The organism is Rasiella sp. SM2506 (assembly GCF_050859505.1).
In the GTDB taxonomy this organism is placed as follows: domain Bacteria; phylum Bacteroidota; class Bacteroidia; order Flavobacteriales; family Flavobacteriaceae; genus Marinirhabdus.
The window spans coordinates 2,639,999-2,661,158 of sequence record NZ_CP193934.1 but is presented as its reverse complement, the minus strand read 5'-3'; the positions used below and the strand labels follow the sequence as shown (position 1 = coordinate 2,661,158).

The following is a 21,160-nucleotide window of genomic DNA, read 5'->3' as shown; positions in this document are numbered from 1 at the left end:
ATGAAACAAGTTAGTAAAATGAACTTTCAGTAAAAATGACAGCGAACCCAATTGGTTCTGAATAGGGGTTTGGTATCTTTGCCAAAATATTTTCTGATATTATTTACAGCTATATGGCTACCAATCAAAACGAAATAGACACGCCTCGCATTCTCTCTACTGAAGAGATAGATTCCTGTATTTCCATATTAGAACAGTTGGTTTCAGATACCAATCAGTTATTTGAACTTTCAGAAGAAAAAAGAACTGCCTTGCTAAAAGTCTCTGGAAAGCTTTCCCGCCCTAATCGCGACGAGTTTAAGCAACGAAAAAAAGACGCGAAGAAGGCAGCAAAGCGTAAAATGATTGCCAAAGATAAACACGCAAGAAAAACAACCGGTATTCGGTCTGCACGGGAAGCTGCCTTGTTTGTAGCACCAAAGCTACTGGCTGCTGCCTCCATTTCAGAAGATACCCCAGAATTAGAATCACCAAGAAATTGTTACGTCTGTAAAACAGTGTATACAAAATTGCACCACTTTTACGATGCGATGTGTACGGAGTGTGGCGATTTAAACTACGCAAAACGCTTTCAAACTACCGATTTACAAGATCAGGTAGCCGTCATTACAGGATCCCGTTTAAAGATTGGGTATCACATTACATTAATGTTGTTGCGCTCGGGAGCTACCGTTGTGGCTACCACACGCTTTCCTGCCGACTCTGCCATTCGGTTTTCTAAAGAAGACGATTATAACCAATGGAGCGACCGTTTGCATATTCACGGGCTCGATTTACGGCATATTCCCAGTGTAGAGATTTTCTGCAATTATATAGAGCAGAAATACGATCGCTTAGATATTTTAATCAATAATGCGGCACAAACCGTACGCCGACCTTCAGGTTTTTATTTTCATTTAATGGAAAATGAAAAGCTTCCTATAGATCAATTACCAGAATTGGCACAGCCCTTACTAAAAGACCACGAAAGCTGTTTGCAGGAATTGTCAGATTTTAGTGTTAGTACTTCAAAAACGAGTAAAAACAACGTGCTCCCTGTTACCTGGCACGGACCCGAACCAGGGATAGGCTTACGCAATTCCGCAGCCTTGTCTCAAATTCCGTATAGTTTTGACAATTCTTTACAAACGTCCGAAGTATTCCCCGAAGGAAAACTGGATGCCGATTTACAACAAGTAGATTTACGCAAAACCAATAGCTGGCGTTTAAAATTAGGCGAAATTGAAACCACCGAAATGGTAGAAGTACAGCTGGTTAATGCCGTAGCGCCCTTTGTGTTATGCAATCGGTTGTCTAACTTAATGATGAAAGAAAACACAGGAAAAAAACATATCATTAATGTAAGTGCGATGGAAGGGAAGTTTCATCGCTTTAAAAAGGAAGACAGGCATCCACATACCAATATGGCGAAGGCTGCTTTAAATATGTTGACGCATACGTCTGCCGCCACTTTTGCAAAGTCTGGTATTTATATGAATGCAGTAGATACGGGTTGGGTAACCGACGAAGACCCTGCCGAATTGTCAAAAAAGAAAACAGAAATCCACGATTTTCAGCCACCTTTAGATATTGTAGATGGTGCTGCTAGAGTTATGGATCCTTTAATAGATGGGATTAACACAGGAAAACACTGGTGTGGAAAGTTTTTAAAAGACTATTTCCCTATAGATTGGTAGCCAATTCTAATTTGTGGCACCATAGTTGACTATCACTAAGTAATTATTAAAATAAAATATAATATCATTATGAGTAAAGGAACAGTAAAATTTTTCAATGACACCAAAGGATTTGGATTTATCACAGAAGAAGGTGTTGAAAAAGACCACTTTGTACACATTTCAGGATTAATAGACGAGATTCGCGAAGGCGATGAAGTTGAATTCGATCTTCAAGAAGGTAACAAAGGATTAAATGCAGTAAACGTAAAAGTTATCTAATATATAGACATTACAAGTATTTAAAAATAGCCCGTCAATTTATTGATGGGCTTTTTGTTTGTAAAATTTTCTAAGAGAAACTTTAATATCACTAATTTGTAATTTCGAGGTTGGTACTTATTTTTAGCAAAGCTCTTAACCCCGAATTCGCGTCGCTTCCAAATCTTCAAACTGTTAGACTGCCTCATTTATATTTTCAAAAAAACGCCGTATTTATTCAAAATTATTTAACAGATTGATTTCTTTTTTACATGCTATTATTAGCAGTAATAATATAATAATCACATTCGTTTTTTCACTCTTTTAAAATTTTGTTCTCTATTACCTCAACGTAATAGGCATTATTGCCTTCTAATGTTAAACTGTTATTCTTCTCGATTTTTGCATATACTTTAACCATTTTTCCAATACTTTCATAGTCTTCTGTAAAACGAATCTCTTTGGATTGTCCCCTTTGTTTAGGAATTGTACTTGGGTCTCTTAATCCATATACAATGGCAATCCACCATTCATTATTAACCTCAATGCTGCACTCACCATCAGCCCAACAATCATTTTTAACAGCTGTAACTACTCCTTCAAATTTTACTGTAGTAGAATCTGTACTGTATGTAACTGCAGCAGCATCTTGTTTGTTTGCGATTTTTGAATCCCTGCAACCTACTAGTATTGTTAGTAAAAACAAGCTTAGGATACTTATTATTTTAAATATAATTTTCATAATAAAATATACTATTTAAGATTTGTGTTTTTACATTCGTTTTAATTAAGGATCTAATCTTACTTTAAATTCACCATCAGTAATTTGTTTTGTACTCTTATCCTCTTTGTTTATGCCTGTAAAATTAAATTTACCTATTAAAAACGCTCCTTCTTCTGTAATGGTAATGGTGCCTTCTCCCATTATTTTTGCAGCTAACCAATGCACTTTATTATTCGTATATATTAGATTATCTGAATTGCTTATGTCTTTACCAAAAGCATAGGTTGCTGGGCCATTTGTATAATTTATATAAATTCTAATTTTTTCGTTTTTATCTTTACTTATACCAGCTAGTGAGATTATTTTTTGATCGTAAATAAAGTGAGGAGTAGCTGCATAAAAAGCGACGCCATCTATCTTTGCTTTTAAATACGTATCATCTTGAGTCTGGTCTGTTTTTGTGTCGTCTGTTGTTTTGTTTTTTTTAGCATCAGAACAACTATATGTTAGTACTACTAACAATATTACAGTGATTATTTTTTTCATTTTATATAATTTATTTAATGATTGATGCTATATCTAAAGCTTTAATAGCCTCCCACAATTGCGTTGCAGTCATATTCTCTCCACTGGCATACAGCACAATTCTATCTTTAAAAATTGACACTATATCAGATGTTTTTTTCTCCGTGTCCTCTTTGCTTATATGGTGTTCGTCTCCATTAGTGGCTGCATCATTTATTGTGGTGTCACTAGTTGGTTTATCATCCCTTTTATACTCGTTATCCATTGCAAAAGAAAACTTAGCCATTTCTAAATCGTCTGGATTTTTTGCTCCATCCAGCACTGCTATTTCCATTTTTTGGTTGCCTTTTTCAAAAACTAAGTACATATTATTTTTTGTACTTCTACTCTGATCTAGAGTTTTATCTAATTCGTAACTAGTTCTGGTTAAATCACCTGCTTTTTCAGGAAGCCATTTTTTAAATTGCTCTTTTGTAATGGGGGCTATTTCGTATGATTTTTTGGCAGCGAGTATTTTTTCATCTTCCATTATTTGTTTTAAAAACCATTTCACCTTTTTAGAAGCAGGAGCACTTTTGGTAAATTGTATTTTTTTTGGTAAGGTGGTATGGTAATCATCTCTGCTATAATCTTGAATTTCTACAAGACTTTCTTCTATAAAGTTCCATCCTTTTTCAAATTGGATGTTTGTACTAATAGCAACCTCAATATCATAATTACCTTTAAAAGATGTTTTAACACATTCATCGTTATACACTATGGCTCTATCTATATATAACCAAAAATACTTACTGCCTACAGCAAGGCTTTTACTAACATATTGATTATTCGTTAACATTTTTTCATTGGTCACGGGATATAGTATCGCTATATTTTTACCATATTTAGTTATATACACCGGATCGTATTTCTGTGCGTATACACCATCAAATGGTGTTTCTGCAAAAATATCCCTGTCTTTGCAACCACTATCCATTAAAAATAAGCTGTGAAACTTATACTTTTGTAACGGAATACTATCATAGAGTGCCTTAATATCGAATTCAGGTAAATTGAAAAGAATCGTACCATCCGTATTGATTATTCCTAAACTTATTTCTTCTCCGTTTACTTGCATTTGCATCAAATCTAATGCTTCATGAGTATAGTCTAATTCTCCTATTAGATGGTTTTCAACTTTTAATAAAGTACCATTAGATTGTTGTGCTTTGCACGATTGAAGTAATGTGAATATGAATAAAAGTAGTATGTAATTTTTAGTTTTCATTATTATAGTTTTTTAGCTTTAAATTTTCCTTCGGTAATCACTTTTGTGGAATTATCTGCTGGATTTACTCCAGTAAACGAAAATGTACCTTCGATAGCTGTTGTATTGTTTGCTGTTATGGTAATTGTACCAGTCCCAGCATCTTCAGTAGCTCCCCAAACTTCAACGTTGGGTGACACAAAAGACAAAATAGCACCCGTATCTGTAGTAAATGTACCTACGATTATAGGGCTAGGAAGCGTAAGTGTTATTCTTCCTCCGTTATTGTTAATTCCTGTAATAGTAAATATTTGTGTTTGATTGTTACTAATACTAGCAAGGGGATCTGCTGAGTTTGCAGAAAAATCTACGCCATCAATTTTAGCTGTTAAAAAGAAATTAGTCTGTTCTGGGGTTGTAGCATCGTCATCACTAGAGCAGCTACTAAATGGTATAGAAACTAACAACAAGATAAATGCTATTTTATGGAATCTAGTTTTTAGTGTTTTTGTTTTGTTCATATTATTAAATTTTATTTATATATGCAGAAGTATATCTGTATTATTAATACTTTAAATCACCACAATTTTCAACTCTTTTTTGTTTTACTAGCAACTTTAAATTGGTGTTGTATAGTATAAATTTATCACCTGGAAGAAGATGATTTCCAGGTAACAATTGTTTTTCTAAACGGATTTTTATAGTAGTACACTTAGAGATTTTTTTGCTTCTTGCCTAACATACATAGTATTATTAGTAGTGTTATTTTTGAAGTTTTCATAATGCTATTTTAGTTAAAGCAAAATTTCAGTTTATTGAATTACATGTCTGTAAACGTTGAATATGTAATTTGTAATATTGCCGTCTTTTTTAGAATCTCCAGTTATTATATAGCTAGCTATCCCCTTTTTTGTTATTTCAAGGTTACTTAAAGTTATCAAATCTGTATTCACACCTTCTGTGTGTCTAATAGTCATCTTTTGACCACCTACTCTAGTTGTGTAAATTCTAACATTTGCAGCGCTTCTTGATCCATTTACAAAAAAAGAACCTTCAGCAGTTAACGCATCATACTTGCTTAGACTGAAGAATTTATTAGAGGAACTTACTATTGAGTAAGATGTGCTTCCTACATAAGGACTACGTGTGTCTACATACTTCGTTAATGTTAAAGATGCCATACTAATTTTAAAAGTGCCTTCATCTGCTCCATTAATTATTTCCATAATAATTGGGTCTGCATTAGGCAAATTAAGTTTGACAATTTTTGGCTTATCTTTTAAGACAACATCCTTTATTACTTGTGCATTCACTGATAAAGAAATACATACTACCGTTAAAATTAAGAGTCCTTTTTTCATGATTTTTATTTTAGTGTTAGTTATAAATTATATTATATTATTTATTCATTTTTGAAATAGTATCTAATTAGGCCCCTAATCTATTTTTGTACTGCTTCTGTTCCAGACATTACATCTTCTAACTTTTTTACTTTTTTTGGAATCCCAGCTTCGGGTAGAATGACATTATAGTTTCCATATTGAAAATTTATCGTTTGACTAGGTGTTGTATATTCTATTAATCTTCCGCTACCATTATAAAGGAGTTTAACACCATTTGATGCACTAAATTGAGTGCATTTTGCAGGTAAACCACATTCAACTTTTGTTTCGCTATACTCACTTACTTTTTGAATGTCACTCATTTTAAAAATTAGGGCATAACCTACTAATGGAAAATTTAACAACGTTCGCGTTCTTGCATCAAAGTTTGAATTGGTTCCGGTCATCTTTCTCATATTGACCTTTTTCCAACCTGAAGTTCTTGAATTTATATATTTGTACCCTTCATCATCATGATACACTACGGGTAGGGAACCCAATTCATATTTTCCTGTTTTTCTTCTACCATCATATGTAAACTTGCTCTTTCTACCACGTCTTTCTGTGGTTGCAATTATCCCGTAAGAAAGAATAGATACTGTCTCTTTATGAATGGATATGTGTTCATCGTTTAAATGTAAAATAGCTTTTAGCGTAAGTTCTTCTTTCGTGCCTACATCTGGTATGGCAATATCTGTAAACGTTACTATTACTCCATATTTATGGTCTTTAATGGATTCTAACGTACTATTATCTCCAGAAACGTCGGGTAAAAATGACTGTTTCGATAAAACATTTTCATCATCTACCAAAAGGCTAATGTTCATTTTTTCTTCTAAAAACTCGGCTTTGGTATAACCAATTAGCTTTACTTTTAATGTTAAAGCTTCATCTTTACCGTCGTCAAACTCACCAACTAATTTGTAAAAATCTCCAGCCTGAACAAGGCTATTGTTGGTAGGGTTTAGCATGTCTATTACTTCTATGCCATGTCTTGGGTCACCAGTCTGGAGGTGAAGGAGGGAGGTTGTATAGTTTTTTTTTGCAATAGAGTCTTTATATACTAATTCAGATAGCTTTTCTTTAGTTTTTGGGTCTATTTTATATACTGTGTCCACAACTACTTTAAATGTATCTATGTCAACCTGCGGTATATTTTCTCTCAATACTGTAGGTATTTTTTCAAAGGACTTTGCGGCATCTAGACCATACATAATTAAATTATCATAAAATTCATTGAAGGCCCTCTCAGCGTCAGATCCCATTACAGAATTTAGCCAATAGAAAAAGTGTCCGTTGGTATGGATATCATCCATTGTTATTTCAAAATAATTATTTGAACCTAGTTGACAGGCGCTAAAAATCCATATTTTATTTTTTAAGCCGGATTTATAGAAGTTAAAGAAAAATGAGTTTTTTAATAAAATCTCGTTATCGCTTATATCAATGAACTCACCATACTTTTTATAGAGTTCCTTTATCTCTTCAGGTATATCCTTTTCATTTTCAGTGAACCAATGCTGAATGTTAGTTGAAATTGTTAGATTACATTTTCTAACATTATTAGGGTCCATTAATACCCAACTGTTATCTTCCATTATTTTTATTTCACAAAAATTTTCACCGTGGGTAGATAAGTGGACCAAGTCATATTCAGCGAAACTTGCAAAATCATCTAGTGTAATATTATTATCTTTGAGAAATTTTATATTGTCTTTATAATTTCTATTCTTTTTTAGATATTTATACGCGACATCGGCATCATCATAATTTTTAAAATCTGTTGAATTATAAGGCGCTAGTATTAAAGCTTTTTTTTGTTGTCGTTCGTTATCATTTCTATCACTGCCAACTACATCAACATTTTCTTTGCTATTGTCAATTATATTAAAGTTACTAAGGTTAGCGTTTATATTCATCAAGGGTAAGCTTTGTGATGTTCTATTTACATTGCTACCTCCTTTTGTTAACCCTTTATTTTTGTTATGTCTATCTAACTCAATAATCATTGATATACTTCCTTTTATGAAGAATCTAATAGATGTATGATTAGTTTGAAAAATAGTCCCTAAAGGAAATGTTTTTACAATATGTTCAATACTTTCACCTTCATCAGCAAGTTGCTGCCCATTAGTTAACAACTCCCAACTTTCTTTGATGGCCTCATCTGTTAATACCTCACTTATCATTACGTCAACATATGCAGTATTAGCACTCTTTTTGTTAGTTTCGGCACAAGAAAGAATACAAATACCGCAGAGTAGGAGTAGGATGTTATTTTTTATGGATGAGAACATAGTATTATTTAATTTTTATAAATTCTACACGTCTGTTATTTGCCTTGCCTTCTGGCGAAGTATTGTCTGATACTGGTGCAGTTTCTCCTTTGCCTTCCGTTTGAAAACGGTCTTTGGATATCCCCATTTCCTGCAATGCATTTTTTACAGCAATTGCCCTATCTGCAGAAAGTTTTAGGTTGTAATCATCAGCACCATCACTATCGGTGTGGCCTTCTATTTTAAAGTTGAGATCTTTATGCGCTTTCATCATTTTGGCAACTTCGTTAAGCACACCATAGGACTCTTTTTGGATGGTTGCCTTATTAACATCAAACAGAATTCCGCGGGTTACAAATTTTCCATCTGCCAAAACGCGATCGTATAGGTCTTTACCACCTTTTGCAACACGGATGTTTTTAATGCCAGATAATTCTTTGTAATAGGCAAAAACTTCTATGCTGAAAGCTTCAGGTTTGAACTTAACATTAGGAATATTCAACGCTCTATTTTCGTCTATAAACACCTTTAAACTTCTTTTGTTAAAAGCAATGGCAATATGTCTCCAGACAGGCTCTCCAACACCCGCAACCATAGCGTCATTATAAGATGCATACTTTTTAACAGCTTTATTGTCAACACAGTCCATTGACGCTCCATGCATGTTTAAATTAATGCTCTTACAATAATATTTTTTATCTTCTGAATAGCCATAGTTCATAGAAGCTGGCCACAGACTAATTCTATAATCTTGATACGTTGGTCCATGCACACTTTTAAATAAAGCATCAAATTCTATGGTAAACACATCTGGTAGGTACAACGCCTCCTCCATTAAAGGGGTAATCTTTGTCCCATTATACATTCTAATGACGTTTTCTTCCATAAATGAAGCGTTTTCGGCATTACCCTTTATCAAATCCCATCGAGAAGGGAACTCACCATTTTCTTCGTTCTTTAAATCGTCTTCAAAAATAATTTCATCTCTTGGCACAAAATTATACGTACTCCAAGCTTTAGAATTTTCAATAGCAACATTCTCTTCAGAATTTTGATTGCTATCATTTTCTGAAGAAGTTTCGTTATTTTTGCGGTTTCTACTTTTTTTCTTCCTTTTTTTACCTGTGTTTGGATTCAAAATAGAGTCCATGCCTTTTTCAGTTTCCTTAGTGACTTTTTGTTCTGTCTTTCTTATAATGGCTCGCTCGGTCGCATCTTCTACTTTTTTTTCTAGCTTTTTCCAAAATTGGGCTTGTGTAGTACTGCTTATTAATAAAAAAGCAAAGGTGAGTAGTAGTGGTTTTAGCATTTTCATAATTGTTGTTTTCTATTCCTTGGTTTATAATCATAAAAAGGGAACATCCTTTTTTTTAAAATGTTTATTTTTACTATGAATCTCACCAAACTTAGCTCAATAAATAGCTAATTCATTGTATATATCGGACATGACTTCTAAATACATTTTGTATGAAAAAATCTTTTGCTACTAATTTATCTTATGAGATACCACAAGAACTAAAAAAAATTGTAGTAAGTATTATTGAAGGGAAATCGGAATATAAGCTAGATACAGTATACCCTGTTTTTGCTACTGGACATCCATTGATAATATATGTATATGATAGTATTCCAATAATTTCTGTTAATAGTGTTGAGACAAAGCCCACTTCAAGAGTGCATATAGCAGGTCAGATATTTGATGCAGATATTTCTATAAAACTTCAAGGAAAATTTGGACAAATAGGTTTAGTCCTTCATCCTTTAACAACCTATTACTTATTTCATAAACCGGGATCTTATTTTTTAAATAAATGGAGCAATTTTCAAAATGTAGTGCCAACTACAGTAAATAAAGACTTGCATTTAGTATTATCAACCTGTAAAACAACAGATGAGCGAATTGAAACACTACTAGAGTTTTTAAAATCGCTTCTTGAAACGAAGCTGCCAGAAATTAAATGGCTAGAAGCTGCTATCACAAAAATATATACTTTGGGAGGTAATATAACCCAAGAAGAGTTGTCTCGTGGAGTAGATATTAGTTTAAGGCATTTTAGAAGAAAATTTAAAGAGGTTGTAGGAATTTCGCCAAAATATTTTTGTAAAGTGATTCAATTAAATACGGTGTTTGAACTGTTAAACACTTCAAATACGGAGAAACTACACCATTTGGCATTAGATTGTGGGTACTATGACCAAGCACATTTTATACACGATTTTAAAAAAATGATTGGAAGTAGCCCCAGAAATTTTTTAGAAGGAAAAGATTCGTTTGTAAAAGAATATATGGGTAGAAAATCCTTATAAAGTAAGACAGAAGCCAAAATCACGTTCATTAATGAGTTTGTATTATTCTATAATTTCGTAATCAATATCCAATTTCCGCAACGCTCGTAAGGCTGAAGGGGTATTTTTATCTTCCACTTCAATATCTACAGCATCTCCTTCTAAGAGGATATTAGTAAGTTCAGGGGAAGAAAGCCCACCACTGTTTGTTGAGATCTCATCGATACATCTGGTAATCGCTCTACTATCCGGCCGCTGTGCATCGCATGACACTAAGGTTATTTTCATAGGAGTAGTTTAAGCATGCAAGATACTAAACTTGAGCGTAGGGGAGCTTGAACCTTCCTATTTCCGAAGAAAGTAGAAAAGGAATTTCTGCAGGATAACACTTCATTTTCTACTGAAATTGGAAACTAGCAAAACTGCTGGACGTTACTCATCTATTATCAGTAACTTTATAAGGTTATTAACCAACCACTCCTAGTATGAAACGTTTTCAAAACATTCCATTGTTTTTAGTACTTCTTATTTTTCAAACCATCCAGCTACAGGCACAAGAAGCTACATCAGAAGATATTTACTCAAAATTAGAAAAAATCGCGATTATAGATCAGAAAGTGATGATGCCCATGCGTGATGGGATCCGTTTGGCTACCGATATTTACAGACCAAAAGGCAACGAGAAAGTTCCCATTATTTATTCGCGAACGCCTTACAATTTTAATTCCTGGGGCGATGGCGAACAACGAACACGCACCGCAGAGCAAGCGTATGAAATGGTGAAAAGAGGCTATGCCTACGTAGTGCAAAATGAACGCGGTCGCTATTATTCTGAAGGTACCTGGGATATACTGGGTGTTCCGCTAACTGATGGGTATGATGCTTTTTCATGGATGAAAGACCAATCGTGGTCCAATGGGAAAATTGGAACCATAGGATGTTCCTCAACGGCCGAATGGCAAATGGCAGTGGCAGCTTTAGATCATCCATCCCACGCCGCGATGGTGCCACAAGGTTTTGGCGCAGGAGTAGGACGCGTAGGAGATATTATGGAGCAAGGAAACTGGTATCGCGGGGGTGTGGAACAATTATTATTCTTTTCTTGGTTATACGGGGTAGAACACGATACATTTAAACCTAGAATTCCAGAAGGGGCTACGCAGGAAGATCTTATACGCATCTCGCGCTTTTATGATCTGGCTCCAGAGAATCCGCCCATAGATATGGCTGAAGCCTTACAACACCTTCCTATACAAGATATTCTGAAAAACATCAACGGAAAGCACGAAATCTTTGATAAAATGGTGCGTCGCAAGCCGAATGATCCGGCGTGGTTTGAAGGTGGATTGTATCATGACGATATGGAAATTGGGGTGCCAAGTTTTTGGTTTGCTTCTTGGTACGATGTTTCTATCACACCAAATCTTGCCTTGTTTAATCACGTGCGCAACAATGCAAAGAATGCCGAAATAAGAGACAATCAGTATTTGGTTATTGCACCTACCTTGCACTGTGGTTATACGCGTGCTACAGAGAACACCGTTGTAGGACAGCGAAGTGTAGGCGATGCACGCCTTAATTATGAGGAACAAATTTATAGCTGGTTGGATTACTGGTTAAAAGGCGATAAAAACGATTTCAAAGAGACAACACCGCGTGTGCAGTATTATACTATGGGAAGTAACAAATGGCAAGCAGCAACGCAATGGCCACCGGCAGATGCGAAGCTAACCACCTACTTTCTAAATAGCGACGGAAATGCGGGCGCTGCAAAAAGTACCGGAACCTTGCAAACGAAAAAAGCAGGGAAAGACACGCCAGATTCCTTTACCTACGACCCAATGAATCCAGTGAATTCATTGGGTGGAAATGTATGTTGTACAGGGAATGCGGTACAAGGTGGTGCTTTTGATCAAAAAGAACTGGAAGCACGTCCCGATATTTTAGTGTACACGACCGATGTGCTGACGGAAGGCGTAGAAGTAAGCGGTTTTATTGAAACTATGTTGTACGTATCGTCCGATGCAAAAGACACCGATTTCACCATTAAGCTGATAGATGTGTACCCAGACGGAACCGCTTATAACCTGGATGAAACCATACAACGTGCGCGGTACAGAGAAGGCTATGACAAAGAAGTGTTTATGAAGAAAGGCGAAGTGTATCCTTTAGAATTAACTCCTATGTCCACCAGTAATTATTTTGGAAAGGGTCACCGCATTAGAATTGAAATCTCCAGCAGTAATTTCCCTCGTTTTGCTAGAAATCTTAATACAGGAGGTACTAATTATGACGAATCTGAAGCAGTTGTTGCTCAAAACAAAGTGTATCACTCAAAAAAATATCCTTCACAAATTAGGTTGCCAATCCGAAAGTAGGAATTTCAGTGAAAAGATTTATTATGTAAATCAGTTATAAACGTATTGGATAGTTCATTCTATAATTTCATAGTCAATATCCAGTTTACGCAAAGCTCTTAGCGCAGATGCAGTGTCTTTGTCCTGAATGGCAATAGCTACAGCATCTCCTTCCAGAAGGTAGCCAGTAAGCTCATTTGCCAGGGAATCATTCACGTTTGCTATCTCCACGATACACTTGGCTATCGCTCTTCTGTCGGGCCTCTGTGCGTCACAAGAAACTAAATTTAAATTCATACTACTCCTTTTTTATTAATGCATTAAAATCTGTCAATTACCTGTGTTATGTTGGCACCTAAATATCTCTGGCAACGGTCACCGCAAATACTGCTTAATAGCAGGATCTCTTAAAAATAGCGATCTCCAGAAATAAAAATCCAATATACTGTACTCCCTTGCATACTTTATTCAAAAGTATGGCGCTGCTCTGCTGTAGCCGATGCATTTAGTAATTGGTTAAAAATTCGTATGGTATTAAAGTCACGTGTGATGGCTTCAGAAACAGCTACACCAGAAATACCCGTTTCTAAAAGCGCTGTAACATCGTTTGTGGTAATGCCACCAACACCTAGTATTGGAGTGCCTGTTTTCAAGATGTCTGTAATAGCAGTATATCCGTTTAAACCTAATACAGGAAGGGTTGTGTCCTTAGTTGTGGTTGCTCTAAAAGGGCCTAAACTAATATAATTTACTTGTACATCAAGTAATCTTTCGCAGTCTTGAATTGTATTTGCTGTGCCGCCAATAATTTGCCACGAGTGTAAAAACTTCCTAACAAGCGTAGGGTTGGCATCTGTTTTCCCTAAATGTACACCATCTGCCTTTACTTCTTTTGCTATTTTATAATGATCGTTAATCAGTAATCTTGTCTGAAAATGAGAGGTGATTTCTCTAGCTTCATTTGCAACCTTTAAAAGTTTTTTTTCTGAAAGTTTTTTCAAACGCAATTGCACCAATTCTGCCCCAGCAGTACACGCTTTTTGAATATTCTCCAGATGTTCTTCTGGAGAACTTCCCTGTGATATATAATGTAGTTTAGGAATCATAGTGTCTTACTTCTTTGTAATTGCAGCTTTGTACTTGGATGTATTCTCTCAAACAGTGACTTTCTTAGAATATTCCATAAAATAGGCCTCAAAGCGTTTTAGTTTTGGGTCTATTTTTTCTGAATACAGCACATACTGGCATTTTTTAATACTTTGCGTAATTGACATAAGCGCCTTATATGCCGATTGCTGCACAAGAAACTCCGCATCGTCTACACTAAATATTTTTAATTGAGAAACAGGTACTCCATTCATCAAAAACAACTTGTTCATGGACTTAGGTGTAGAAATAAGAATGTCTATTCCCATAAAGATTTCAGATTTTTGTACATCTACATGAAGATGTTCATGCCCTACATACACGCGTACCGGAGTATGTCTGGTATATTCCAAAAAGGCATCGTATAACTCCAGAGCTTTTTCCTTATTTTCTACCAGCACTACCGCTCTTGGAGCATTACCAACAGCTTCAAATTTTAAGGTATGCAAGGTAGTAAGAATAAGTGTCGTAGTTTTTCCAGCGTCTTTTGGAGCTGTACAATAAACGTTAGCACCACTTTTTATAACAGGAATACTCTTACGTTGTAAGGGTGTAGGGGTTTCTATTTCAAAAGAGGCTAATTTCTCTTGTATTTCGGGATGTAGTTTTTTAAAAGGCATAGAACAAAGATACTACCTGTAACCGATTTATAAGAAGGTAGTTCCTTTTTCTATTGTAGATATATACAATCCTTATGGATTGATCACGGGTTCCAATACTTCCCAAACGGTATTGGCAACAATTTTATGACCTTCAACCGTAGGGTGTATGCCATCGCTCTGATTTAAAGCAGCTATACCTCCAACATCTTTTAAGATAAAAGGAATAAACAACAACCCATTCTTTTTTGCCAAATCGGCGAAAACCGATCTGAATTCTGATGTGTATTCCTGCCCCATATTAGGTGGCAATTCCATTCCTGCAAGTATGATAGGTATGGTAGGGTTTTTCTCGCGAACCGCATCAATAATGGCCTGTAGGTTGGCTCGGGTTTCAGATAACGGAACCCCTCGCAAGCCGTCATTAGCGCCCAATTCTAAAAGAAAAATATCGATTTCCTGACGGAGCACCCATTCTATTCTGCTTCTTCCGCCAGCAGTGGTTTCGCCACTTAACCCAGAATTTACAACAACATACGCTAACCCCAACGAATCGATCTTAGACTGAAGCACGCTGGGAAATGCATCCATAGTATCGTCCAGACCATAACCCGCTGTAATACTATCACCAAAACAGAGGATGGTCTTTTTTGAGCTTGTGTTGGTCATAGTAGTATCGCTAGTGTCTGTAGTAGTGGTTTGTTCCTGTGGCTTGGTTGTAACATCGTTACCGCAGGAAAACAGTACCAGAAAGAGTAGAAAATAACAAAACTTTAAGACGTTTGGTAGCACATCGTGCGCTACATTTAAGAATCTTTGTATATAGGTATGCATAAATAAGATACGGAAAAATTAAAAAGCTAAATGTCAAAGATATTAAAGATAAACGGGCTAGAAAAGACATATACAAGTGGTTCAAAACAATTAACGGTTTTGCAAAATGTGTCTTTTGAAGTTGAAAAAGGACAGACCTTTTCTATTGTAGGACCCTCTGGAAGTGGTAAAACAACTTTAGTAGGCTTATGCGCTGGCTTAGATAAGCCCGATGCTGGTACCGTAGAATTATGTGGGCATCACCTAAACACACTAACCGAAGATGAACGGGCACAGTTACGCAATACCGAAGTGGGTTTTATTTTTCAAAATTTCCAATTGCTTCCAACGCTTACCGCGCTCGAAAACGTGAGTGTACCGCTGGAATTACAAGGTGCAAAAGATGCCGTTACAAGAGCAAAGATCTTACTGGACAAAGTTGGCCTAGCAGACAGAGCACATCATTATCCTTCTCAATTATCGGGAGGGGAACAACAGCGTGTGGCATTGGCAAGAGCATTTTCAAATCGTCCTACAATTCTATTTGCAGATGAACCTACGGGTAATTTAGATGAAGAAACTGGAGAAAAAGTCATTCAATTACTATTTCAGCTTAATAAAGATGCAGGAACAACTTTAGTTATTATATCTCACGATTTAGACCTGGCCAACAGAACCCAACAAATATTAAGACTTAAAGGTGGGCAAATAATCTCTAACGAACCCACGGCCGTATTTTGAGTAAAAAAATAGTTCCATCCAAAGTACATACCACCTGGCTATTTAAAATGGCATGGCGCGATGCCAAAGCGAGCAGGGTGCGTCTGCTACTATTTATGTCTTCTATTATTTTGGGAATTGCGGCGGTAGTTTCTATACAATTGTTTAGTCAGAATCTTAAAGATAATTTACAGAGACAGTCTAAAGCGTTAATGGGTGCCGATTTTATAATCGATAGTAGGCAACTTCCCAGTGAACGGGCGCAGTCTATTATAGATTCTTTAAAGCCAGACGCTTCAGAAGTAAACTTCGTGTCCATGATTGCTTTTCCGAAGAACGGAGGCACCAAGTTGGTACGTGTTCGAGGCATGGAAGGCAATTTTCCGTTCTATGGAACTATGGATACCCAGCCTGCTGCTGCTGCTTTAAACTACCAGGAATCTGGTGGTGCCTTAGTAGACGCTACCCTTATGCTACAGTTTAATGTAATACCTGGCGATTCTATTAAAATAGGAGAGGTAACCTTACCAATTTCGGGGGCTCTAAAAGCCATACCCGGCAGTACGGCTATTTCTACTTCTGTAGCTCCCACAGTAGTCATTCCAAATGGGTATATTGGTGAGACTCAACTTTTACAGTTTGGAAGCAGGAAAGAGTATCAGTATTTTTATAAAGCGCCCACAGTAGACCTATTAGATTTGGAAAAACGTATAGGCCCCATGCTGGATACAGAAAATAGTGATTTAGATACCCATACCAGTACGAGTAGGCGTTTAGGACAACGCTACGAAAACATAAGCAAGTTCTTAAATTTGGCAGCCTTTATTGCCTTGCTGTTAGGGTGCGTAGGGATTGCAAGCTCTGTAAATATTTATATCAAAGAAAAACTACAGGCGGTAGCCGTCTTAAAATGTCTGGGTGCCACAAGAAGACAAAGCTTCTTGATCTTTCTAATCCAGATTTCTGGAATTGGCATCCTGGGGGGGCTAATCGGAACCCTCATTGGCGTAGGGTTTCAGGAACTCTTTCCCTATCTCTTAAAAGAATTTTTACCGTTTGAAGTTGACATCAGTATCCCGCTGCAACCTTTATTTATGGGAGTTTTATTAGGCTTTTCTATGTCGGTATTGTTTGCCTTATTACCGCTCTTACGTACATGGTATGTATCTCCTTTAGAAGTGTTGCGAATAGGGAGTGTCCCCTTTAAAAAGCCCGCAAAAGCAAGGGGTGTTGTCTTTGTCTTGATTATCTTATTTTTATACCTGTTTTCATTTTGGTTGTTAGGGGACTTGCTTTTCGCATTTGCATTTGTAGTGGGTATTTTGGTAACCTTCGGCATTTTGGCTGGGATTGCTGTACTCGTTATGCGATTTGTAAAAACCTATTTTCCAAAACGGGCAAGTTTTACAGTTCGCCAGGGGGTTTTAAATTTATTTCGCCCTAATAATCAAACCTTAGTATTACTAGTGTCAATTGGCTTAGGGACTTTTTTAATAAGCACCTTATATTTTACCAAGGACATTTTATTAGCTAAGACTAGCGTGAGTCAAACGTCAGATACTGCAAACCTCATCACACTGGATGTGCAAGGCGACCAGCTTCCTGGTGTTATAAATACATTTACTTCAAATAACTTCCCCATCATAGATAACATTCCGCTGGTAACCATGCGTATGCATAGTTTGAAGGGAACCCTTGTCAATGAGATTCGCCAGGATAGTACCAGTGAAATAAGAGGTTGGATTTTAAATCATGAATTTAGAACCACCTATCGCGAGGCACTTATCTCGTCCGAAGAGCTTACCGAAGGCACCTGGATTCCTACCCAAACAGCTGGAGATCCAATCCATATTTCAATTTCAGACAACCTGGCCCAGGACGCCAGAGTAACCATTGGAGATCCTATTGTTTTTAATGTACAAGGCGTGCTTATGGAAACTATTGTGGGGAGTATCAGGAAAGTAGATTGGGCACGATTACAACCCAATTTTTCCATTGTATTTCCAACCGGTGTGCTGGAAAATGCTCCTCAGTTTAACGTGGTATCCACCTACGTACCTAACGAAAAAACTTCCGCAGCTTTGCAACGGGAACTGGTAGCAAAATACCCAAATGTGTCTATCATAGACCTTAGGCAAGTGTATACTATTGTAGAAGATATTTTGGACAAGGTTTCATGGATTATTAATTTTATGGCGTTCTTTAGTATTCTTACAGGGATTATCGTTTTAATTGGCTCTGTTCGCACTAGTAAATACCAGCGTATAAAGGAGAGTGTCCTACTTAGAACCTTAGGTGCTAAGAATACTCAAATACTAAAAATAGCAGCACTGGAGTATTTGTTTTTAGGTATTTTAGGCAGTTTAGTAGGAATTCTTTTGGCATTAGTAAGTAGTTTGCTCCTGGCAATTTTTGTTTTTAAAGAACCTTTTGTACCCTCTGTTATTCCGTTTCTGGTGTTTTTGCCTGGTATTTCAGCATTGGTGTTGGCCATTGGACTAAGCAATATCCAGGGAGTCTTAAAAAGTTCGCCCTTAGAAGTACTCCGTAGAGAGGTATAAGTGGTTATATACTGCCCCGCGTATTGGTGTGGTGGCTCTGTAGTAGGAAAAAATGGTTTACACAAACTCACCTTACTATTTCTTTCCAGAATGTTTCTCTAAAAATGTAATACCACCCTGTAAGATTCACTAGCGCTTAGGTATAAAATAGATGAGGGGTAAATTCTGCCTTTGCCCGAAGCCTTCCTGAGCCTGTCTAAGGATAGGAGGATAGGCGTGGAGTAGAAATGTATTTGGACTCATATTTAATAGGTATCTTTAATAGCGAAAGAAAGTAGCAATACTCCAAAAGATCAAATCTTATGTTAAAAAATGTACTCTTAGAACGTGAACTATATGCATCGGAAGAACACACCATGATGCAACAAATGATTCAGGATTTCATCAAAAATGATATCATGGAGCATGTAGACAGCTGGGAAAAAAAGGGGATGGTAAGCCGTAACATCTGGGAACGTGCCGGCGCCTTGGGATTGCTATGTATAGACATGCCGGAAGTTTATGGGGGCAGTGGTTTGGATTTTAGTTTTAGCGCTTTATTCATAGAAGAACTGAATAGAGAAGGAATTACGGGTCCCGGTTTTTCATTGCACTCAGATATTGTGGCACCCTATCTCTTAAAGTATGGAACCGAAGCTCAAAAACAAAAATACCTGCCACAGATGGCTTCGGGGAAACTAATTACCGCCATTGGGATGACAGAACCCAATTGCGGGAGCGATTTGCAAGCCATTAAAACAAACGCAGTAGACAAAGGGGACCATTATGTAGTAAACGGACAAAAAACCTTTATTACCAATGGCTATATGAGCGATATGGCTATCGTTGCCGTAAAAACCAATGTGGGTACCGCAAAAGAAGGCGTCTCCTTGTTATTGATGGAAAGTACCATGGAAGGCTTTGAAAAAGGAATCCCGTTTAAAAAAATAGGGTTGAAAGCCCAGGATACCTGCGAATTGTTTTTTGATAATGTAAAAGTCCCAAAAGAAAATTTATTAGGAAAAGAAGGAAACGGTTTTAAAATTATGATGACCGAATTAGCCAGAGAACGGCTAGCTGTAGCCCTTGCTGCACTTGGTGGCGCTCTGGGTGCCATCGAAAAAACAATTGAGTATACCTCCACAAGAACCGCTTTTAACCAACCTATTGCTGGATTTCAGAACACTCAATTCAGGTTAGCCGAATGTGCCACGCAACTCCAGCTACACCAGGCTTTTTTAGATCGCTGCACACAGTTACTAGCTAAGCACGAGCTTACTGCCGAAAGCGCCTCCATAGCGAAATATTCAGCTACCGAAATGCACGGGAAGGTGGTAGATGAATGCCTACAGTTATTTGGTGGGTATGGCTATATGTGGGAATACCCCATTGCCCGCATGTATGCAGATAATAGAGTAGCCAGAATTTATGCGGGCACCAATGAAATTATGAAAGTATTGATCGCTCGGGGGTTGTTTAAAGAATTGTTTGAGGAAATGAAAGCCACTCAAAAATAAGAGCAAGTTTTCCTTCATTAATGTGAATAAAATCTACTCTGGAAATCTATGAGCGCTTACCTATTAAATAAAGATGTGCGGGTACATACGCAGCACTCACTTTTTGGGAATATCCTGGATGGGTTTTAATGCTAAACAGTAAATTGCGTCAACCAAAATAATTAGTATCATGGCTGAGAAAAGAGAAACTTTTGCAAGATTTGGAATTGCAACCAAAGGTCTGGTTTACATTCTTATAGGGGGTCTTACCATAATGACAACTTTAGGTTTGGGAGGAAAAGAATCGGGAAGTACCGGCGCACTTCAATTTGTTGCAAAACAACCTTTTGGTCAAGTATTGCTAGGGCTCATAGCGTTAGGATTGGCGGGGTATGTATTTTGGAGATGGTATCAAACCTTTGCAGATCCAGAAGACCGCGGTACAGGTTTGAAGGGTTTAACGGTAAGAGTCGCCTATTTTTTTAGTGGTTTGTTTTACGGATTTCTGTCTTATTCTGCCGTAAAGATTATTCTGGAAGCTGGTTCCGGAAGTGGAGGAAGCAGTGGCGGAGGACTCCTGGACAGCACTTGGGGCAACGTATTGTTAGCTGCTACCGCAGTAGCCCTATTGGGTAAGGCTATCTACCAACTTTATCAGGCATATTCAGGGAAATTCAGAGAAAAAATAGAGGAGACGAGCCTGGATAAAAAGGCACAGCAAGCTCTTATCCGTTCTGGTCAGCTAGGATTTACGGCTCGTGGTATTGTAATTGCTATCACCGCGTTTTTACTATTCAGAGGGATTTTTACACAAGATAGTGGGGATCTCGCCGGAAAAAAACAAGCGTTTAGTTTTCTTGAAGGTACTTTTGGGAACGTTGTATTAGTGATCATTGCGTTAGGATTAGTTGCCTATGGTATTTATATGATGATCAAGGCAAAATATGCCAGCAAGTTAACAAGCGCCTAATAGGGTGCATCGTCCTAAAATTAGAATTCCCAGCACCGAAAACCAAAAGTCGTCAAAGCCTAGATATTGTATACGTATCTTTTTATTGACCAGCATAGTATTTCGGTTGTTGTTTAACCAGTTAGTTTTCTAACGTTCCTGTTGGCAGCACTCAAATTTAAAAT

The 21,160-nt window shown here is 36.9% G+C and carries 20 protein-coding genes; 8 read left to right on the top strand and 12 right to left on the bottom strand.

Annotated features, from left to right (window positions below):
- The first annotated feature begins 113 nt into the window (after positions 1-113).
- Positions 114-1,676 (top strand): SDR family NAD(P)-dependent oxidoreductase, encoded by a 1,563-nt coding sequence (locus ACQ2HF_RS12075; protein WP_432410672.1) that lies wholly within the window; start codon positions 114-116, stop codon positions 1,674-1,676.
- 69 nt (positions 1,677-1,745) lie between these two features.
- On the top strand, positions 1,746-1,937 hold the full coding sequence (locus ACQ2HF_RS12070; RefSeq protein ID WP_117160149.1) for a cold-shock protein: 192 nt from the start codon (positions 1,746-1,748) through the stop codon (positions 1,935-1,937).
- A gap of 295 nt (positions 1,938-2,232) precedes the next feature.
- Here ACQ2HF_RS12070 and ACQ2HF_RS12065 read toward each other — a convergent pair whose 3' ends face one another.
- The 7 genes from ACQ2HF_RS12065 to ACQ2HF_RS12035 form a co-directional block, all read right to left on the bottom strand.
- Positions 2,233-2,658, bottom strand: coding sequence for a hypothetical protein (locus tag ACQ2HF_RS12065; protein ID WP_432410671.1), 426 nt, complete (start codon positions 2,656-2,658; stop codon positions 2,233-2,235).
- A gap of 45 nt (positions 2,659-2,703) precedes the next feature.
- On the bottom strand, positions 2,704-3,186 hold the full coding sequence (locus tag ACQ2HF_RS12060; protein WP_432410670.1) for a DUF6252 family protein: 483 nt from the start codon (positions 3,184-3,186) through the stop codon (positions 2,704-2,706).
- A gap of 10 nt (positions 3,187-3,196) precedes the next feature.
- Complete coding sequence (locus tag ACQ2HF_RS12055; RefSeq protein WP_432410669.1) at positions 3,197-4,432, bottom strand: hypothetical protein; 1,236 nt, start codon at positions 4,430-4,432, stop codon at positions 3,197-3,199.
- Positions 4,433-4,434: 2 nt separating this feature from the next.
- Positions 4,435-4,932: a DUF6252 family protein gene (locus tag ACQ2HF_RS12050; RefSeq protein ID WP_432410668.1), complete on the bottom strand. Its 498-nt coding sequence runs from the start codon at positions 4,930-4,932 to the stop codon at positions 4,435-4,437.
- A 291-nt stretch (positions 4,933-5,223) separates the two neighbouring features.
- Positions 5,224-5,772, bottom strand: coding sequence for a hypothetical protein (locus ACQ2HF_RS12045; RefSeq protein WP_432410667.1), 549 nt, complete (start codon positions 5,770-5,772; stop codon positions 5,224-5,226).
- 80 nt (positions 5,773-5,852) lie between these two features.
- Positions 5,853-8,090 (bottom strand): hypothetical protein, encoded by a 2,238-nt coding sequence (locus ACQ2HF_RS12040; RefSeq protein ID WP_432410666.1) that lies wholly within the window; start codon positions 8,088-8,090, stop codon positions 5,853-5,855.
- 4 nt (positions 8,091-8,094) lie between these two features.
- Entirely contained in the window at positions 8,095-9,384 is a 1,290-nt protein-coding gene (locus ACQ2HF_RS12035) for an OmpA family protein (protein ID WP_432410665.1), read from the bottom strand.
- Positions 9,385-9,536: 152 nt separating this feature from the next.
- Here ACQ2HF_RS12035 and ACQ2HF_RS12030 point away from each other — a divergent pair, with 152 nt between their 5' ends.
- Positions 9,537-10,376, top strand: coding sequence for a helix-turn-helix domain-containing protein (locus tag ACQ2HF_RS12030; protein ID WP_432410664.1), 840 nt, complete (start codon positions 9,537-9,539; stop codon positions 10,374-10,376).
- Between the two features lie 42 nt (positions 10,377-10,418).
- On the opposite strand, the gene ACQ2HF_RS12025 is transcribed toward ACQ2HF_RS12030, so the two are convergent.
- On the bottom strand, positions 10,419-10,643 hold the full coding sequence (locus tag ACQ2HF_RS12025; RefSeq protein ID WP_432410663.1) for a hypothetical protein: 225 nt from the start codon (positions 10,641-10,643) through the stop codon (positions 10,419-10,421).
- Between the two features lie 197 nt (positions 10,644-10,840).
- Here ACQ2HF_RS12025 and ACQ2HF_RS12020 point away from each other — a divergent pair, with 197 nt between their 5' ends.
- A complete protein-coding gene (locus tag ACQ2HF_RS12020; protein ID WP_432410662.1) occupies positions 10,841-12,733 on the top strand; it encodes a CocE/NonD family hydrolase in 1,893 nt (630 codons plus the stop codon).
- A 54-nt stretch (positions 12,734-12,787) separates the two neighbouring features.
- Here ACQ2HF_RS12020 and ACQ2HF_RS12015 read toward each other — a convergent pair whose 3' ends face one another.
- The 4 genes from ACQ2HF_RS12015 to ACQ2HF_RS12000 all read right to left on the bottom strand — a co-directional run bounded on the left by ACQ2HF_RS12015 (position 12,788) and on the right by ACQ2HF_RS12000 (position 15,291).
- Entirely contained in the window at positions 12,788-13,009 is a 222-nt protein-coding gene (locus ACQ2HF_RS12015; RefSeq protein WP_432410661.1) for a hypothetical protein, read from the bottom strand.
- Positions 13,010-13,176: 167 nt separating this feature from the next.
- Positions 13,177-13,818, bottom strand: a complete 642-nt coding sequence (gene thiE / locus ACQ2HF_RS12010) for a thiamine phosphate synthase (protein ID WP_432410660.1) — start codon at positions 13,816-13,818, stop codon at positions 13,177-13,179.
- A gap of 48 nt (positions 13,819-13,866) precedes the next feature.
- Positions 13,867-14,478, bottom strand: a complete 612-nt coding sequence (locus ACQ2HF_RS12005) for a DEAD/DEAH box helicase (protein ID WP_432410659.1) — start codon at positions 14,476-14,478, stop codon at positions 13,867-13,869.
- Between the two features lie 72 nt (positions 14,479-14,550).
- The gene (locus ACQ2HF_RS12000; RefSeq protein ID WP_432410658.1) at positions 14,551-15,291 is read right to left on the bottom strand and encodes an arylesterase; all 741 of its coding nucleotides are present in this window, start codon (positions 15,289-15,291) and stop codon (positions 14,551-14,553) included.
- Between the two features lie 30 nt (positions 15,292-15,321).
- Here ACQ2HF_RS12000 and ACQ2HF_RS11995 point away from each other — a divergent pair, with 30 nt between their 5' ends.
- The 4 genes from ACQ2HF_RS11995 to ACQ2HF_RS11980 all read left to right on the top strand — a co-directional run bounded on the left by ACQ2HF_RS11995 (position 15,322) and on the right by ACQ2HF_RS11980 (position 20,996).
- Positions 15,322-16,011, top strand: coding sequence for an ABC transporter ATP-binding protein (locus ACQ2HF_RS11995; RefSeq protein WP_432410657.1), 690 nt, complete (start codon positions 15,322-15,324; stop codon positions 16,009-16,011).
- A 47-nt stretch (positions 16,012-16,058) separates the two neighbouring features.
- Entirely contained in the window at positions 16,059-18,551 is a 2,493-nt protein-coding gene (locus ACQ2HF_RS11990; RefSeq protein WP_432413091.1) for an ABC transporter permease, read from the top strand.
- 302 nt (positions 18,552-18,853) lie between these two features.
- A complete protein-coding gene (locus tag ACQ2HF_RS11985; protein ID WP_432410656.1) occupies positions 18,854-20,047 on the top strand; it encodes an acyl-CoA dehydrogenase family protein in 1,194 nt (397 codons plus the stop codon).
- Positions 20,048-20,216: 169 nt separating this feature from the next.
- Positions 20,217-20,996 carry a DUF1206 domain-containing protein gene (locus ACQ2HF_RS11980; protein ID WP_432410655.1) on the top strand — a complete coding sequence of 260 codons (780 nt, stop codon included), beginning with the start codon at positions 20,217-20,219 and terminating at the stop codon, positions 20,994-20,996.
- Positions 20,997-21,160 lie beyond the last annotated feature (164 nt).

Bases quoted from the DNA above. Each gene is read 5' to 3' on its own strand.
- ACQ2HF_RS12075 (WP_432410672.1), top strand. From the start codon at position 114: ATGGCTACCAATCAAAACGAAATAGACACGCCTCGCATTCTCTCTACT.
- ACQ2HF_RS12070 (WP_117160149.1), top strand. From the start codon at position 1,746: ATGAGTAAAGGAACAGTAAAATTTTTCAATGACACCAAAGGATTTGGA.
- ACQ2HF_RS12065 (WP_432410671.1), bottom strand. From the start codon at position 2,658: ATGAAAATTATATTTAAAATAATAAGTATCCTAAGCTTGTTTTTACTA.
- ACQ2HF_RS12060 (WP_432410670.1), bottom strand. From the start codon at position 3,186: ATGAAAAAAATAATCACTGTAATATTGTTAGTAGTACTAACATATAGT.
- ACQ2HF_RS12055 (WP_432410669.1), bottom strand. From the start codon at position 4,432: ATGAAAACTAAAAATTACATACTACTTTTATTCATATTCACATTACTT.
- ACQ2HF_RS12050 (WP_432410668.1), bottom strand. From the start codon at position 4,932: ATGAACAAAACAAAAACACTAAAAACTAGATTCCATAAAATAGCATTT.
- ACQ2HF_RS12045 (WP_432410667.1), bottom strand. From the start codon at position 5,772: ATGAAAAAAGGACTCTTAATTTTAACGGTAGTATGTATTTCTTTATCA.
- ACQ2HF_RS12040 (WP_432410666.1), bottom strand. From the start codon at position 8,090: ATGTTCTCATCCATAAAAAATAACATCCTACTCCTACTCTGCGGTATT.
- ACQ2HF_RS12035 (WP_432410665.1), bottom strand. From the start codon at position 9,384: ATGAAAATGCTAAAACCACTACTACTCACCTTTGCTTTTTTATTAATA.
- ACQ2HF_RS12030 (WP_432410664.1), top strand. From the start codon at position 9,537: ATGAAAAAATCTTTTGCTACTAATTTATCTTATGAGATACCACAAGAA.
- ACQ2HF_RS12025 (WP_432410663.1), bottom strand. From the start codon at position 10,643: ATGAAAATAACCTTAGTGTCATGCGATGCACAGCGGCCGGATAGTAGA.
- ACQ2HF_RS12020 (WP_432410662.1), top strand. From the start codon at position 10,841: ATGAAACGTTTTCAAAACATTCCATTGTTTTTAGTACTTCTTATTTTT.
- ACQ2HF_RS12015 (WP_432410661.1), bottom strand. From the start codon at position 13,009: ATGAATTTAAATTTAGTTTCTTGTGACGCACAGAGGCCCGACAGAAGA.
- thiE (WP_432410660.1), bottom strand. From the start codon at position 13,818: ATGATTCCTAAACTACATTATATATCACAGGGAAGTTCTCCAGAAGAA.
- ACQ2HF_RS12005 (WP_432410659.1), bottom strand. From the start codon at position 14,478: ATGCCTTTTAAAAAACTACATCCCGAAATACAAGAGAAATTAGCCTCT.
- ACQ2HF_RS12000 (WP_432410658.1), bottom strand. From the start codon at position 15,291: ATGCATACCTATATACAAAGATTCTTAAATGTAGCGCACGATGTGCTA.
- ACQ2HF_RS11995 (WP_432410657.1), top strand. From the start codon at position 15,322: ATGTCAAAGATATTAAAGATAAACGGGCTAGAAAAGACATATACAAGT.
- ACQ2HF_RS11990 (WP_432413091.1), top strand. From the start codon at position 16,059: ATGGCATGGCGCGATGCCAAAGCGAGCAGGGTGCGTCTGCTACTATTT.
- ACQ2HF_RS11985 (WP_432410656.1), top strand. From the start codon at position 18,854: ATGTTAAAAAATGTACTCTTAGAACGTGAACTATATGCATCGGAAGAA.
- ACQ2HF_RS11980 (WP_432410655.1), top strand. From the start codon at position 20,217: ATGGCTGAGAAAAGAGAAACTTTTGCAAGATTTGGAATTGCAACCAAA.